The following is a 15,707-nucleotide window of genomic DNA, read 5'->3' on the forward strand; positions in this document are numbered from 1 at the left end:
TACTAGCATCTAGTTTAGTGGAAAAAAACAGAAAGTAAAGTTTACAGGAGGGTTCCTTATGAAAGCTTGGCCAGCGTATATAAATGGAAACTGGATGAACAAGGATGAGAAAATCAGTATAGAAAACCCTGCAACCAGAGAGGTGTTTGCTACCGTACCAAAAGGCGGGGCAATTGAAGCGAAAGCAGCTGCGGATGCAGCCCATGAGGCACTGTCTGAATGGTCAGCTCTGACTGCCTATGACCGTGCAGAATATCTGGAGAAATGGTATGCCTTGATAAAGGAGCACCAGAATGAAATCGGGGCAATTATGACAGAAGAGCAGGGAAAACCCTTGAAGGAAGCAATCGGTGAGGTCGGCTATGCCAACAGTTTTATTAAATGGTATGCAGAAGAGGGAAAGAGGGTCTACGGTGAGACCATTCCGGCATCTTCCCCCAATAAACGTCTATTTGTCATTAAACAGCCTGTGGGGGTAGTGGCGGCCATCACTCCATGGAATTTCCCTGCTGCCATGATTACGAGGAAAGTAGGACCTGCCCTTGCAGCTGGCTGCACAGTTGTGGTTAAACCAGCTTCAGCCACTCCCCTGACAGCCCTGAGATTAGCCGAGCTGGCAGAGGAAGCCGGCCTGCCGAAAGGTGTATTGAATGTCATCACAGGGTCCTCCAAGGAAATCTCTGAAACATGGCTTGCTGATGAAAGAATAAAAAAGCTGTCTTTTACAGGCTCAACAGAGGTCGGAAAAACGCTGATGAAGGGTTCGGCTGATACAATGAAAAAGGTTTCCCTTGAACTGGGAGGCCATGCCCCGTTTATCGTAATGGATGATGCTAATCTTCAAAACGCAGCCAGGGCAATGGCAGCTTCTAAATTCAGAAACTCCGGCCAGACCTGCATATGCACGAACAGAGCCTATGTCCACGAAGCAGTTTATGAAGAGTTTATAGAAAAATTTAAACAGGCTGTATTTGAATTAAAAGTTGGGAATGGAATGGATGAGGATGTCGCTGTCGGTCCTCTAATTGATGATGATGGCTTAGAAAAAGTAAAAGAGCATATAGCAGATGCGGAAAAAAAAGGAGCCACATTGCTAAGAAGTCCTCAGGGCATTCCTGATTTAAAAGGGTATTACATCGAGCCGGTTATAGTCAGTGAAGCAACGGATGATATGCTCTGCATGAATGAAGAAACATTTGGCCCGGTTGCTCCTGTCACAAAGGTTCAGAGCATGGAAGAGGCTATCAGGAGGGCGAACGGTTCTCCATTCGGTCTTGCTGCCTATGTATACACGGAAAATATATCACAGGGTGTTAAGATTGTAGAAGCACTCCAATACGGAATTGTCGGTTTGAATGACGGACTCCCTTCTACTGCTCAAGCTCCTTTCGGCGGAATGAAAGAGAGCGGACTTGGCAGGGAAGGCGGGAGACAGGGAATCGAAGAGTATCTGGAAGTGAAATACATTTCTCTGGGTCTATAGAGACTTCTGATCCAAAGCAATATAAAAAGTACATCTTTCGTGTTTACCCCTGCTTAAGCAGGGGTATTGTAAGACAAATCGATTTTAAGGAGGAATTCAGGCAATGACTCAAGTTACGATTCAGGACAGTAAAAAACAGACCGCAAAAAACAGCAAGCTTGTAAGAAGGATGATTATAGGTGCTGTAATTGGCGGGGCAGTAGCTATGCTTGATTCCAATACAAGGAAAAAAGTAACAAAAGGTGCCACTGGTTTAAAGGATTCCACGGTGGGAATCGTCCAAAATGTAAAGGATAATCCGGGAGAAGTGAAGAACCAATTTGTATCCCAATTCAATACGGCAAAAAACACACTCGAGTCCGCAATCAGGGATGCGCAGAATATTTATGAGAGCTTAAATAACGGGGTGTTTAAAAAATTGAATGAAGCTGCTTCCACATCTCAGGAAGCCTTCGAGAATGTAAAAGAAGCAGCAGAAGATGTTAAAGAGGTTGGCGGAAAAGTAGCAGAAGCCGGTTCGGAACTGACTGAACCCCTCAGCTCTGAAACAGAGAAAACAACCTCCTCTATAAGCACAGATAACTTTGAATCCTCTGTGCCAAGCCAATCCAATCGCTCAAAGGATTCTGCAAATCTCTAACTCAGAATGTTACATAGAACGGACAGCAGCTGCTGTCCGTTTTTATTTGTTTATTAATCAATAGAAAAACAGATCCTGGAGCAGGATCTGTTGACTCATGCTGTTTCGCTGTTTGTCCCAGAAGAAGCGGGAAGAGTTACAATCACCTTCGTTCCGGTGCCCGGGGTACTTTCAATAGTCAAATCCCCCATATGATCCTCCAGGATTTTCCGGCAGATAAGAAGACCTAAACCGGTTCCTTTTTCTTTTATGGAATAAAAGGGCTCTCCTAAAAATGGGATCCGTTCCTCCGGTATTCCAATGCCGGTGTCTTCGATTGAAATGATCAGCTTATTTTCGCTTTGCATCACTCCGATGGTTATGGTCCCTTTATTAGGTATGGCTTCTATAGAGTTGGTTAAGAAATTTAAAAATAATTGCTTAAGGGAATCCGCTTTTCCATCTATAAAAAAGGCTTCATCAGGGTTACGGATGAACTCAACTGCAATGCCGCGGTCATGCAAATCTGGCAATAGCATCCGAATCAGCGGTTCGATAATTTCTGTTTCGAGGTTCAGCTTTACCACTTCGGCGTCTTCAGGTTTTGCTAAAGTTAAAAACTCATTGGTTATGAGTCTGATATGTTCAAGCTCCTTTTTCATAACTCTTAAATACTCTCTGTTCAGCTCATCAGAAGATTCCAGCAGCTGAACGAATCCAAGAACAGAGGTAAGCGGATTGCGCACCTCGTGTGCAACGGCGGTAGCCATATTCCCTGCAAGTGCCAGTTTTTCCTGGCTTTTCAGCATTTTTTCCATTTCAATGCGGTCCGTAATGTCCTGAAAGGTAGCGATGATGTATTCGACCGCTTCGCCCTGATCCGCATAAAGGATTCGTGTATCAAGTAATATCCACCGGTTTTGTCTCCGTTCCGGGTTATATACCCCCATAACAAAATGGGAAATTTCTTTTTTTGTCCGCAGTGTTGTCATAGAGGGGTGCTCCTGGCCTTTTAGGAGCTGTCCGGTTTCATCCCTTGCCTGCCATTCCTCGTTGAAGGAATTCATATTTAATATATCGGAGCTGGAATATCCAAGTATTTCTGAGGCGCATTCGTTGGCAAAAATGATGTCTCCATCTGCGTTTTGCACCGTTATTCCGCATGTTATGGCATTGTAGTACCGATATTTAACATTCTCTAAAAGAATTCGGTCTGTCTGATCATAGAATGTCAGGACATGGCCTTTCCCATTTCGCATCGGGTTTGCGGAGAGCTCAAAATATTTGGTTGCTCCGTCGGTTTCAATAGCGGCTTCAATGGGCTGGCCTTCTGAAAGAAGCTGCTTTAAGCTGCTGTTGGCCAGGATCTTATTAAGAAAAGTTTCAACAGGCTTGCCAATGATCTGAGAGTTGTCCAAATGTAAAGCAAGTGAAAGAGAAGAGTTTGCGAAAACTGCTTCGCCCTGGTCATTCATTCCCAATATGCCTTCTACGCTTGAGCACAATATATCCTGAATCTGATTAAAGGCAGTTTGAATTTCTGCTTCCGCTTTTTTGCGCTGGGTAATGTCCCGCATCATCACGAGAGCAGAAGCTTCATTTTGATTCCAATCAGAAATGCCTTTTGCTTCCACAGTCGCGATGCTTCCATCATCCATTGAAAAATTTAATTCAACCGGACCGGCGATTTCTGTTTCATGCTGGAGAAGTGATCGGATCGATTCATAAGCGAGCTTTTGATCTGCAGGATGAATTCGATCCAGTAAAGACCCGGAGGCCTGGTCGCAGCGAATTCCAAGCATCTTTTCCGCTTCAGGATTTAAATAGGTTAGCTTGCCGTTCTCATAAATGGCAATTCCATCGGGGTTGTGCTCAATAAGCTGCTGGATTTTATCATGACTTTCTTTTAATTTTCTTTCATAGGACTTGTTTTCTGTTAAATCAATGCCGGTGCATACGATGTACAGGACATTCCCATCCCCATCATAGATTTCTTTATTTGACCACCGGATCAGCATTTTCCCTCCGGTCTTCGTCACCCAGTAATTCTCGTAGTACTTTGGGAAGGGGTCGATTTTGCCTGAGAAATAGTCCATCGCGCTTTTTCTGTGCTCTTTCTCAAGCATTAAATCCCAAATGAATGCTCCCGCCGCTTCCTTATACGAATATCCAGTATGATACGTGCAATGCCAGTTCCAATCCTCTATTTGGCCATTCGGTCTGAGCAGAACCACAAAGGCCTGTATGGTGTTCATAATTACATGGGAAGTTTCTTTTTCTGAAAGGAGCTGATAAAACTCTCTCTTTCTTCGGGCAATTTGTTTGATTGAATAAAAAATGAAGTGTTTTTCCCCAGCCTCAAGCAAATGGCAGCTGGCTTCTATGGGGATGCTCTCCTGGTATTTGTTTTCTATTTCCATTTCTATCGTGATATGGGTGTCTGCTATCAGCTTTTCCTCGATGGAGCGGTAAACTTTCGGAGCAATCTTGCTGAAAAAAAGAGAGTGTGGATCGATTTGAAGTATTTCTTCACTCGTGCAGCCGAGAATTTCACATGCTCTTCTATTTACGTGATAAAAATGTGCAGTAAGGGGCCGCAATGATGTGAGTTCCGTAATAACGATTGCATCATTGGTTTGATTGAAATAGATCTGCAGCAGCTTGCTCAAATTTTCGTCCGTTATTGAATCCTTCATTATCCCGCGCCCCTAAGATTAGTTACTACTATCTTATTTGATTCTTACCCGAATTACTAACTCCTGATCATAAAAATTTTACAAGACTCATATATTTTTACTTATTCCATAATAAGGGGTGTGCTTATGATTCGGGAAGCGGAACAGGGGCGGCTGTATTTAGCAGAGAAATTAAGAAAAGAACAGCTTTCCAATGGCTCCTGGGATTATCTATTTGATACAGGCATCAAAACGGACTGTTTTATGATTGTGCTTATCCGGTCATTGAACCTTCATGATTTTAAGCTGACGAAACCAATAGCTGAGAGAATAGCCGGGAGACAGGAGAAGGATGGCTCCTGGAGACTCTTTCATGACCAGGAAGATGGGGATTTGTCTACAGTTATTGAAGCTTATTATGCACTAATTCTCTCAGGATATTACGCAGAATCCTCTCCCCGGATGGTTGCTGCACGAGAATTCATTTTGTCTAAAGGGGGAATCAAAAAGGCAGGATTGTTTACGAAAATTCTTCTGGCCCTTACCTCGCAGGAAAGCTGGCCGGCGCTGCTGCCGGTTCCGGTTGAAGCGATATTGCTCCCGAAAAACTTCCCGGTAAATATGTACGACATTTCAGTCTACGGCAGGGCAAATCTAGTGCCGATCCTTGTTGCTGCAGGAAAAAAATTTCAGCTGGAAATCCAGGATGCTCCGGATCTTTCCTGTTTAAAAGAGGAGAGAGTCACGGAGCCTGAGCTCTACAGAAGCGGAGAGTGGAGAGGGATTTTCAGTCTTATATCATCCGGAGTTCAATCCATGGCAGAAGGACCAGGCAGACTAAAGGAAGCTGCCTTTAAAAAAGCTGAAACGTATATGCTTTCAAGACTCGAATCAGACGGGACCCTATACAGTTATTTCAGCTGCACATTTTTAATGATTTATGCCCTAATGGCTTTAGGATATGAGAAAACGCATCCTGTTATTGTGAAAGCTGTCCGGGGACTGGCAGCTATGGCCGCTCAATCTTATGATGGGGTGCATATGCAATATACGACAGCCCATATCTGGAACACTTCTCTGCTATCCTGCGCCCTTCAGGAAGCCGGAGTGAAAGATGAAATGGTTAAGAGGGCCAACCGCTACCTTCTTGTCAGGCAGCACAGCCGCTTTGGAGACTGGGTGATTCATAACCCTCAAGGAATTCCTGGAGGATGGGGTTTTTCAGATATTAATTCGATGAATCCGGATGTCGATGATACGTGTGCCTCTCTAAGGGCAATACAAAAAGAAGCAGCATCAGATCCGCTAAGTCTTCAAGCCTGGAAAAGAGGGCTTAATTGGGTCCTCAGCATGCAAAATGGGGATGGTGGATGGGCCTCATTCGAGCGGAATGCCAATCCTCCTTATGTACATTTTATTCCGATTAGCAGGGCAGAGTTTATTATTTCAGATGCCTCATCAGCTGATCTAACTGGCAGAACGATCGAATTTTTATGCGGCTATGCAGAAATGGACATGGAAAGTGAAGCTGTAGCCAAGGGTATCCAGTGGCTGCTTAATAATCAGGAGCGGGACGGTTCCTGGAAATCCAGATGGGGGATTTGTTATATATATGGAACGTGGGCTGCCCTTACCGGTCTAAGAGCTGCAGGGTATGAAGCGGAGAAGACTGCGGTTCGCCGTGCCCGTAAATGGCTGGAGACGATTCAAAACCGTGATGGCGGATGGGGTGAATCCTGTAAAAGCGACGTATATTCGAGGTATATCCCATTGGGAGCAAGCACTCTAACTCATACTGCCTGGGCACTCGAAGCGCTTATTTGCTGTACGGAGCACCCTTCCTCTGCTATTGAAAAAGGGATGGGCTATTTGCTGAGCAATCTGAATAAGACGGATTGGACCTCTCATTATCCAAAGGGCCAAGGCTTTGCAGGCCAGTTTTATATCCACTACCACAGCTACGATCTTATTTTTCCTCTTCTTGCTATATCCAAGTATTTAAAATGGTCAAAAGATAGGGAAAACGCATAGGCTATAGCAGGAATAACACTGAAAGGAGCTGCTGAAGCCGTGGAAGAAGGAAAAAACAGGAACAGCCAGAATCCAATGAAGATGATTAACGATTTTTTTGAACAGCGTCCTTCTAAATCCCTGCTTGATACGATCGATGGATTATTTACAAGGCAGGCAGGGAAGCTGTATTTTAATGCCGAGATGACCGAAACCATGTCCCATTACATGATTAAGGCAGAGCTGCCAGGTTTGACAAAAGAAGAAATCGATCTGGAATTAAAGTTCCGCCAGCTCACTATCAGCTTATTCCCTTCTAAGAAGAACAAAGATGGGGCCAAATGGGAGGGAGCCAGCCGCACGATCGATCTCCCGGGGAATGCCATGCTGCAGGAGATGAAAGCTCAGTACCGTAATGGACTTCTCACAGTCCGCTTTCCAAAAAAGAAAGGGAGAAAAATCACAGTAGAATAAATGAGAGCTGTCCGAAAGATGCAGGCAGCTTTTTTTGATGCCATAATATAGCGCGGCAGCAGCGGCCTTACGAACCGGGGTTCAGCAGATAAGAAAAATGTATGCGGCTGGAACCTGAGGCAGCTTTGCCGCATAAAGGGTGTACTCTGCGGACTGATAAGCCTGTTATATACAGATTTTGAATAAAGCCATTGTTTCCGCAGCGTTTTCACGCATATAGAGCAGATTGTTTTTAGATACCGATTGATCCCTTAGGTCTGCGAAAGCTTACTGCCCGTTCCACTCTGCATCCGCAAACGGACATGGACGTGCTGGGAGCTAATAAATGAAAAACATACAAATACCAATTGCTGCAAACCCTGCAAGAAAAACAAGCCAAAAAGCATGCCTCTCTTCTGAAGTCCTTTTTGTTAGTATATGACCGGTTCCTGCAATGAGGAAAGCAGCCACTGTCCAGAACACCGCCACTCTCACGGGCTCTTTGTCCATGTTTCCAAGCTGTCTGATGGAAAAAATCAGCAGCGCAAAAATCAGCAGATTAAGTAATATTCCAATTGTCCACTTTTTCATGGCAGCTCCTATTCTGTCATCCGATTTACTAATAGTATCTGATTTCGTATGCAGATTTCAACTTCATAAGAAATTTAATGTACTGATGCCCGGTCAGACACTAAACATTTATCTTTCAGAATAGTAATGAAGCCTGCCTGCTTCGGGAAACCTCTGGCAGAAGCCTCATGCCCGCATGAATGAACTGCGGAGTGATATAATAAATTTCGATAGACTATTCTGGAAAGGGGATACAGAAATGACAACTCCAACAAAGTCCTGCAAGGAATCCTTCGTAGTCAAAACATCAATGGTTTTGCCGCCTGATACAAATAATCATGGTACACTTTTCGGCGGAAGACTGATGGCTTACATTGATGATGTTGCGGCTATAGCGGCTACCAGACATTCAAGAACGCTTGTTGTTACAGCATCAACGGACTCAGTTGATTTTTTGCATCCCATTATGGTTGGTCATTCTGTTTGTTTAGAAGCTTTTGTGACCTATACCGGGAGAACATCCATGGAGATATTTGTAAAAGTGGTAGCCGAGGATATGCTTTCAGGAGACCGAAACGTTTGCGCTTTAAGCTTTTTGACATTCGTCGCAGTGGATGCGAACAATAAACCGACACCCGTTCCGCAGGTGGTGCCGCAAACAGAAATGGAAAAGCAGTTGAATGAAACAGCCAAAGCAAGAGCACAGGCGAGAAGAAACAGAAAACAGGAGTTTGAAAAAATGGCTGAGATGTTTGGCACTGATATGCCCTGGTAAAGGAAGCGAGTGTAACGTTTCACTCCATTCCATAATCTGGGCAGAAAATTTAAGCGGCGGCTCTTCTTTTTAACAGTCAACTGTGCTTTAATGAGGGTATAAAGCATTACGGTTCAGGGAGGATCCAGTTATGAAGATTAATTTTACAAAACAGCAATATCACACTCTTTTGAAAATGCTTTACCTCTCAACTTGGGTGGGGGCAAGAGAAGAGCATGAAGATGAGGCGGAGGAGTTTTTTGATCTTGAAAATTATGTTCTCTCCTTTGCAAAATCATATGGTGTAGAGCACCTCGTTGATTATGATTCTCTTGAAGACAAATACTATGCTTCCCGCCAGCTTGATGAGGAACTGGAGGATATTATTGCAGATTATGAAGAGGAAGTTTTTTGGGACAAGCTGTGCGCTTTGCTGGCACGCCGGGATTTAATGAAAGAAGAAACGGTTGTCAATACATACAGTCCTGAACAGCGTTTTGAACGGCTTATGGAAATTGAAGAAAAATACCACCAGTACTTTGAAGAATTTGGTCTTGAAAAGCTTAACATAGAGTAGGATGTTGAAAAGGTTCCTGTACAGGGACCTTTTTTGTTCGTGTATTTTCAATCTATTTTCAAATAACTCAATACGCGCTATCCTTTTTACTGAATTCCGATAGAATTGATCAGTATAATGAGAGGCCATACAGATGCCGTACTGAAATACTTAAAGCCCAATGATTCCATATGCTAAGCCGTTCACAATAAATGGATCCGCATCTCTTCCGGAGTATAATCCATATTCTGTACTAAAAAACGGACCGCTTACCTATAGCGGTCCGGTTAGCTATGAAGATTTTTCCGGTTAAAGTACCACTTCAGCAAGGCAGGTACAGCAAGAACAATGAATAAAAACCGAATCAATTGCAGCGAGCTGACGACTGCAGCATCCCCGCCTATGCTCTCAGCGGTCAGAACCATTTCGACGAGCCCCCCTGGAGCAAGACTGAGGAGCCCGGTTTCAATTGGCACTCCTGTTATGTGGGAGAATAGCCAACCGAGTCCAAGGCTTAAAGAGATCAGCAAAATTGTGTAGGCAAAAAAAGGCGGACCTGCTTTACCTGCCTTTCTAAGGTCGGAAATGGACATTTTTGAGCCTATGCTAGTTCCGATGATTACCTGCGCCGCTGTCACAAGCCAATGTGGAAGCTGCGGAACGGGCATACCAAAAATGTTCAGCAAGGCAGATGCAAGCAGCGGCATAACAATAAAGGAAGCAGGAATGCTTTTTCTAAACAGAAAGCCGCACAAAATAGGAATGATCCATAACAGGTACGCTTCGGGATGATCAGCGCCAGAATAGGCAGCAGGGGAATTGAATGCTCCTGCATTTATATCAGCAAACGCATAGGTCACGAAAAAAGGAATGAGAAATACAACGGACAGAATTCTGATTGTCTGAAGAACGGATACAATGCCGACATTCCCTTTTAAAGAGTCACTTGCTGCCACCATTTCAGAGAGTCCGCCGGGGATCGCTGCAAATACACTGGTGATTTGATCAAGACCTGTTTTTTTTGCAAGAAAAAATCCCGAGGCTGTGCTGAACGTCAATAGAATGATGGTTAAAAGGGTATATGGTAAAAAATAAGGGCCTGCTGCTGCAAGAGCTTCGATCGTAAAGGATGCGCCAAAATAAATACCAGTGATCGTAAAGGCTGTATTCTTTAAAAAACCAGGAGTATAAAATGTACCTGGACGAATGGATTTATAGAGCAGCAGAGTGGAAAGCGGACCTAAAATCCATGGGAGCGGCAAATGCAGAAAATAAAAGATCAGCCCGCCCGATACGGATGCTACAAAGGTTTTTGCGAGAGCTAAGGTTGATTTCATCCTAAAAACACTCCAATCATCTGACTATATCTTATCATGAGGGGGTCCTAAGGACATGTTTATCTATACAAAAGACGAAATTCGCCAGTTTGACAAATTAGCAGAGGAAAGAGGGATGGATGATTTCACCCTAATGGAAAATTCCGGAGCTGCCCTATTTAGAGAGATAACGAATTTTATATCTCACGACGACAAAATCTGTATTTTTGCAGGAAGGGGTAACAATGGAGGAGATGGAATTGTTCTCGCCCGGTACTTGCTTCAAAATGGTTATCAGACTGAACTTGTCTTTCCGCTGGGGATGCCAGCTGAAGGAGGACCTTCTGACCGTCATTGGAAGTACGCTTTAGCATCCGGATATTCCTTCAGCGGGGGGCAGGGAGAGGCGGATATATTGATTGATGCTCTTTTGGGCATTGGTTTCCGTTACCCCTTGGACGAGAAGGTGCGTGATGTAATCCGTAAACTAAACCTTCAAAAGGGAAGGAAAATTTCCATTGATATTCCTTCGGGAGTGGAGGCTGACCGGGGAATTGCAGATCAAGAAGCTTTTCAGGCAGAAATGACCATCTGCCTGCATGGATACAAGCCATCTGCATTCCTGCTTCCTTCCTTAAAGCACTACGGAAAAACGTTTATCGCAGATATAGGCCTTCCGCAGCGGGGGAAAGTGAGGCTATGGACAGAGAAAGAAGCGGCTGCAGCTTTGCCTGAAATGGATAGTTCTGCACATAAAGGAACGTTTGGTACAGGATATATCATAGCAGGAAGCGACCATATGCCCGGTAGCGCACTCCTTGCAGCGAAGGGAGCGTTACGTAGCGGAATTGGCAAACTGATTGTAGGCACCAGTGAGACTGCAGCCGGGATAATTGCCGGTCAGATTCCGGAAGCTACTTATGAATGGGATGCCCTGGAAAAAGCGGCAGGAGGAGAACTTCCTGAAAACCTTAAAGCGGCTGCGATTGGGCCTGGCTTGGAACAAAATGACGCCATAGAACATGCCATTCAGACTCTGCTGCAAAAAGAACTTCCAATTGTTCTTGATGCAGGTGCCTTAAATCAGAGAGAATATCCGCAGAGACCGCACCCTGTTATCCTCACTCCTCACCCAGGTGAATTCAGCAGAATGACAGGGTTAACAGGTAAAGAGGTTCAAAGCACAAGGCTTTCTGCAGCTTTGAATTATGCAAAAGAAAATCGCACGATTGTGATCTTAAAAGGAATGTATACCATCCTTGCTTTTCCGGACGGGGAGGCAATCATCAATTCCTCAGGAAGTCAGGCATTGGCTAAGGGGGGGAGCGGTGATACATTAACCGGCATGCTTCTTGCATTCCTATGCACTCATAATGGTATAAAAGAAGCAGCTGCAAACGCTGTATACGCTCATGGCAGAACAGCTGAGTTATGGACTGAAAAGTATGGAAAGCGGACGATGATGGCAAGTGATATCTGTGAGCTGATTCCTGAAGTCATGAAAGAGCTTGAAGAGAGAAAAAGGAAGGAATGCTGATGAGAAGGATCTGTATCATTCCGTGCGGTAAGAGAAAAATCTGGAAGGACCAGCCGGATCACGGTCCTGCAAAGGCGCACTATGCCTATACAGGTATTTTCCATAAATTGTGCCAGCAATATGCAAGACAATTCTATGAAGAATGGATCATTCTATCCGCCAAACACGGCTTTCTAAAGCCTGAAGACATCGTTCCGGGTGATTACGATCTCGGCTTCCACATGGACGATCAGGATATAATAACCCTTCTGGAGCTAAAAAAGCAAGCGGCAAGACTGAGGCTGGAAGAAGCTGATAAGGTAATCATGCTGGGAGGCAAAAAGTATGAGCCGATTCTTCGCAGTCTTCTTGATAATGAGATCCATTTTCCTTTGGCCGGTTCGAAAGGGATTGGTGACATGCAGAGCAAGCTTAAATCGTCCATCGTGACAAATGCTGAACTAGGAGAGGGTTTCAAGGATCATTAGTATAAATTAATGAAAAAATCTGGCTGGCAAGCAGCTTATGGGTGCGGAGTATGTATTGCCATAAGAGAAGGAAGATAGGGTGCTGCCGTTCAATGACTGTTACAGAAGTGATTTTGCTTGCCAAGGGCTAAGAATATATGGGGGATTTGGAAACAGAATTTTCAGAAATTATTTCCAGAGAAATAATTATATTCTTGCCAATGAAAGGAACGGTAAAGAAGCATTCTTATTAAAGAACTTTGTTGTAGTCTATTGTTTGAAGCGTTAAACTCCGAACTGAGAGCAGAGCGGGATCCGCGAAGCAAAGAGAAGGCTCACCTCAGGACCCGTGGAAGAGCGAACGTCTGTTAGCTGTAATCAACAGCCAGTTTTAAAGACCTTAAAAAATGAACACCATTGGTATTTCATAATTAGGAATGGTAAAATCTGATTTAGAAGATTCACACGAATAAGCTGGAGGAACTTACAAATGAAAAAAGAATTTGCTGTTATAGGTCTTGGACGATTTGGCGGCAGCATCTGCCGTGCTCTTAGTGAGGAAGGCATGGAAGTCATGGCTATTGACAGTGACGAAGACCGTGTAAATGAATTTGCTAACATTGCCTCCCATGCTGTCGTAGGGGATACGACAGATGAAGCAGTGCTTAAGAGTCTGGGAATTCGAAACTTCGATCACGTAATTGTAGCAATTGGGGAAAACATTCAGGCAAGTATCCTCACCACCCTGATTCTTAAAGATCTAGGGGTGAAGAATATTACTGTAAAAGCCCAGAATGATTACCATGAAAAAGTGCTGGCGAAAATAGGGGCCGATAAAATTGTTCATCCTGAACGGGACATGGGCCGGCGGATTGCTCACAATATTATTTCAAACAATGTACTCGACTATTTAGAGCTATCTGATGAGCATAGTATTGTTGAGATTGTGGCCGATAAAAAGCTCGCGGGTAATACACTAATCAACCTGGATATCCGTGCGAACTATGGAATTAACATCGTCGCAATAAAACGCAGTAAAGATATTATCGTTTCCCCGCAGGCTGATGAAACAATCGAATTGAATGATATTTTAATTGTTATCGGAGCCGATACCGACATTGACCGCTTTGAACGAAAAGTCCTTAATGTTTAACCGGCTAATTTATGGATGCTGCCTTAATTAAGATCTCACAGCCTGTTCCGTGTTTCCTGCCGCTTCCTCAAAGGTTCTCCCAATATGTTCTGGCCAGTTTACCTTATTAGTTTATAACATAATCCCCGGGTTGCTCACAGCGGTCCGGGGTTTCTATTCCAATTATTTCAGCTTCAGCAGTTTCCGCGGACTCTTTTTAGCTAATCCGCTATGTTTTGTTTGTTTTATTTTAGGGGGAAGGCTGATAAGCTTCCGTCTTTGCCGCACACAGTATAAATGTGGAGGGGAATCAGCTGCTCTGTTCAAAATCCCAGCATGGTTGAGAGGAGTTTTTTTATGTTTACAGATGACTTGAATGCAAGAATGGAGGCAGCAGCTGGAGATGGAGCGGCTGATCTAGTTATGTTAAATGTTACGGTTGCAGATGTGTTCAGCCATGAGTGGATGAAGGCAGATGTTGCCATTAAAAATGGTGAGTTTGTCGGGTTCAACCGCATGAAGTCTGACCGAGTGGTAAATGGAGAAGGCATGTATATGATCCCTTCTTTTATTGATTCGCATGTTCATATTGAATCTTCCATGGTAGCCCCGCCGGAATTTGCTAAAGTTGTTCTGCCTCATGGTGTCACAACCGTCATTGCGGATCCGCATGAAATAGCCAATGTGGCAGGGGGAAAGGGCATTCAGTTTATGCTGGACCAATCAGAGAATCTCCCTTTGGATGTGCGTATTATGCTGCCTTCATCGGTTCCGGCTGTGAGCTTTGAAGAAAATGGAGCGGTCCTTGCCGCAGAAGATTTAAAGGCTTTTACAGATCATCCGCGTGTGCTGGGGCTAGCAGAAATCATGGATTATCCATCCCTTGTCCATAGAGAAAAGCAAATGCTTGATAAGCTCGCGCTGGCCAGGGGGCACAATATGCCGATTGATGGACATCTGGCAGGGCTTTCTCATGAAATGATTGATTTATACCGCACTTCCGGAGTGAGAACCGACCATGAAGTGACTACTGCAGAAGAGGCAATAGCCCGGATTAGCCGGGGAATGTACGTGCAAATCCGGCAAGGGTCCGTTGCCAGGAATTTGCCTGCCGTAATAAAGGCGGTCACATTAAAAAATTCAAGGCGGTTTATTTTTTGTACGGATGATAAACATTTAGATGAATTGCAGGAAGAGGGAAGCATTGATCACCTTGTCAGATTATCCATCCAAAGCGGGATCGAGCCCTTAACCGTGTTCCAAATGGCTTCACTTAATGCGGCGGAATGCTATGGGCTTTCAAAAAAAGGGGCCATTGCTCCGGGCTATGAAGCGGATTTTATTCTAACAGATGACGTGGAAAACCTCCAGGTGAGAGCCGTGTACAGACTTGGAAAAGAGATAGCTGCAGATGGAAAAATCACTGCAAAGGACTGGCCGGTCCAAACTAAAATGGAAGAGGAATTGCTTAACACAGTGAAGATGGACAGGTTTTCCAAAAAGAATTTGAATCTGGAAATCCAGCCTGAGAGGAATGTGCCCATCATTCGTATTATTCCGAATGAACTTGTAACTATAATGGATATGGAAAAAACGAATAGTCAAAATCGAATCTTTATTCCAGATACCGGGCTTGATCATTTAAAGCTTGTCTGCGCCGACCGTTATCGAGCTGATGGAAAAACCGGAACAGGGATCGTAAAGGGGTTTAGGCTGAAGCGCGGGGCTATTGCTGCATCAATTTCGCATGATTCACATAACATTATGGCTTTGGGCACGAATGATGACGCGATTTATGAAGCCATCGTTCGTCTCCAGGAAATGAACGGGGGGATGGCTGTTGCTGACGAAGATGGTTCAATCCTGGCATCGCTGCCCTTGCCTGTCGGCGGACTAATGTCCTGCCGCCGGTATGAAGAAGTTATTGAAAATATGGCGCAGGTCCATAAGGCATTGCAGCAAATCGGCTTTAAGGAAGCCTTTAATCCATTTGTTATGATGTCATTCCTAGCATTGCCTGTTATCCCCGAGATCAAGCTAACGGTAAACGGCTTATTCCAAGTGAATGAATTTAAATGGATCTCCTATTAATGGGATCCATTTCATTCTGCTTTAAATGAAAAAAAGCGTCCGCTCATTGTAAGCGGACGCTTTTC

At 44.3% G+C, this 15,707-nt stretch carries 13 protein-coding genes; 10 read left to right on the plus strand and 3 right to left on the minus strand.

Annotation, left to right across the window (positions count from 1 at the left end):
• Positions 1-58 precede the first annotated feature (58 nt).
• Positions 59-1,483, plus strand: a complete 1,425-nt coding sequence (locus tag ACQCVE_RS14990; RefSeq protein WP_426863302.1) for an NAD-dependent succinate-semialdehyde dehydrogenase — start codon at positions 59-61, stop codon at positions 1,481-1,483.
• A gap of 103 nt (positions 1,484-1,586) precedes the next feature.
• Positions 1,587-2,123: a YtxH domain-containing protein gene (locus ACQCVE_RS14995; RefSeq protein ID WP_426863303.1), complete on the plus strand. Its 537-nt coding sequence runs from the start codon at positions 1,587-1,589 to the stop codon at positions 2,121-2,123.
• Between the two features lie 95 nt (positions 2,124-2,218).
• On the opposite strand, the gene ACQCVE_RS15000 is transcribed toward ACQCVE_RS14995, so the two are convergent.
• Positions 2,219-4,798, minus strand: coding sequence for a PAS domain S-box protein (locus ACQCVE_RS15000; protein WP_426863304.1), 2,580 nt, complete (start codon positions 4,796-4,798; stop codon positions 2,219-2,221).
• A gap of 126 nt (positions 4,799-4,924) precedes the next feature.
• Here ACQCVE_RS15000 and ACQCVE_RS15005 point away from each other — a divergent pair, with 126 nt between their 5' ends.
• Together ACQCVE_RS15005 and ACQCVE_RS15010 are read left to right on the plus strand one after the other, a co-directional pair.
• Positions 4,925-6,808 (plus strand): squalene--hopene cyclase, encoded by a 1,884-nt coding sequence (locus tag ACQCVE_RS15005; RefSeq protein WP_426863305.1) that lies wholly within the window; start codon positions 4,925-4,927, stop codon positions 6,806-6,808.
• A 39-nt stretch (positions 6,809-6,847) separates the two neighbouring features.
• Positions 6,848-7,261, plus strand: coding sequence for an Hsp20/alpha crystallin family protein (locus ACQCVE_RS15010; protein WP_426846940.1), 414 nt, complete (start codon positions 6,848-6,850; stop codon positions 7,259-7,261).
• Between the two features lie 318 nt (positions 7,262-7,579).
• Here the strand turns inward: ACQCVE_RS15010 and ACQCVE_RS15015 are convergent, their stop codons facing one another.
• A complete protein-coding gene (locus ACQCVE_RS15015) occupies positions 7,580-7,831 on the minus strand; it encodes a hypothetical protein (RefSeq protein WP_426863306.1) in 252 nt (83 codons plus the stop codon).
• Between the two features lie 238 nt (positions 7,832-8,069).
• On the opposite strand from ACQCVE_RS15015, the gene ACQCVE_RS15020 reads away from it, so the two are divergent.
• Positions 8,070-8,585: an acyl-CoA thioesterase gene (locus ACQCVE_RS15020; protein ID WP_426846938.1), complete on the plus strand. Its 516-nt coding sequence runs from the start codon at positions 8,070-8,072 to the stop codon at positions 8,583-8,585.
• Between the two features lie 130 nt (positions 8,586-8,715).
• Positions 8,716-9,141 carry a hypothetical protein gene (locus tag ACQCVE_RS15025; protein ID WP_426846937.1) on the plus strand — a complete coding sequence of 142 codons (426 nt, stop codon included), beginning with the start codon at positions 8,716-8,718 and terminating at the stop codon, positions 9,139-9,141.
• A 266-nt stretch (positions 9,142-9,407) separates the two neighbouring features.
• Here the strand turns inward: ACQCVE_RS15025 and ACQCVE_RS15030 are convergent, their stop codons facing one another.
• Positions 9,408-10,457, minus strand: a complete 1,050-nt coding sequence (locus tag ACQCVE_RS15030; protein WP_426846936.1) for an AbrB family transcriptional regulator — start codon at positions 10,455-10,457, stop codon at positions 9,408-9,410.
• A gap of 55 nt (positions 10,458-10,512) precedes the next feature.
• Here ACQCVE_RS15030 and ACQCVE_RS15035 point away from each other — a divergent pair, with 55 nt between their 5' ends.
• From ACQCVE_RS15035 to ade, 4 genes are all read left to right on the plus strand, one after another.
• Positions 10,513-11,973: an NAD(P)H-hydrate dehydratase gene (locus ACQCVE_RS15035; RefSeq protein WP_426846935.1), complete on the plus strand. Its 1,461-nt coding sequence runs from the start codon at positions 10,513-10,515 to the stop codon at positions 11,971-11,973.
• On the plus strand, positions 11,973-12,440 hold the full coding sequence (locus ACQCVE_RS15040; RefSeq protein WP_426863307.1) for a DUF6884 domain-containing protein: 468 nt from the start codon (positions 11,973-11,975) through the stop codon (positions 12,438-12,440). Before ACQCVE_RS15035 ends, ACQCVE_RS15040 begins: the two co-directional genes overlap by 1 nt.
• Positions 12,441-12,909: 469 nt before the next feature.
• On the plus strand, positions 12,910-13,572 hold the full coding sequence (locus ACQCVE_RS15045; RefSeq protein WP_426846933.1) for a potassium channel family protein: 663 nt from the start codon (positions 12,910-12,912) through the stop codon (positions 13,570-13,572).
• 336 nt (positions 13,573-13,908) lie between these two features.
• A complete protein-coding gene (gene ade / locus ACQCVE_RS15050; RefSeq protein ID WP_426846932.1) occupies positions 13,909-15,642 on the plus strand; it encodes an adenine deaminase in 1,734 nt (577 codons plus the stop codon).
• Positions 15,643-15,707 lie beyond the last annotated feature (65 nt).

Origin of the sequence: Metabacillus sp. 113a (genome assembly GCF_050107635.1) — a bacterium.
Lineage (GTDB): Bacteria > Bacillota > Bacilli > Bacillales > Bacillaceae > Metabacillus_B.